Origin of the sequence: Pseudomonas sp. DVZ6 (genome assembly GCF_024259445.1) — a bacterium.
GTDB lineage: Bacteria > Pseudomonadota > Gammaproteobacteria > Pseudomonadales > Pseudomonadaceae > Aquipseudomonas > Aquipseudomonas peradeniyensis.
On sequence record NZ_JANCLM010000110.1, the window covers coordinates 1 to 551 of the forward strand.

Sequence of the window (551 nt, forward strand, 5' to 3'; positions counted from 1 at the left end):
ATGGTGACCTTGGTGCCGTCGGTCAGGGTGAAGGTCAGGCCATTGTGGCCGTTGACCGGCAGCCCTTGGGCATTGGTCAAGGTCACGGTGTAGGTGATCTGGCCACCTTCGGTGACGGTGGTCTTGTCCGCAGTCAGGGTCGCGACCACTTCACTGACGGTGTCGGTGATCTGGACGGAAGCGTTACCGCCTAGTTCCAGATTTTCAAAGGCCTTGCCATCAACGGCGGCATCGGTGATGCCGACGGTCAGGGTGTCGCCGTCCTTGAAGACGTCATCGCCTTGGGCCTTGGCTTTATATTCGGCTTCGGTCTGGCCGGCCGGAATAACGACCTTGTCGCCATTGGACAGGGTGACAGTCAGGTCATGGTCCAGTTTCTGGCTGACCTTGACGGTGAAGGCTGGCTGCTGGTCTTCGGTGACATCGCCTTTGCCGACGATGGTGACAGTGACCTTGTCACCCTGGTTATCGGTGCCCGGAGTACCGGTGCCCGGCTCGTCAGTCACGGTCGTGGTGACGGTGTTGTCACCCAGCGTGAGCTTCTCGAAGTT

The 551-nt window shown here is 59.7% G+C and carries 1 protein-coding gene; it reads right to left on the reverse strand.

Annotated elements, in window-relative coordinates; all coding sequences use genetic code 11:
* Window positions 1-551: immunoglobulin-like domain-containing protein (locus tag NMG10_RS25850; protein ID WP_254465382.1), on the reverse strand; the 551-nt coding region annotated here is incomplete at both ends.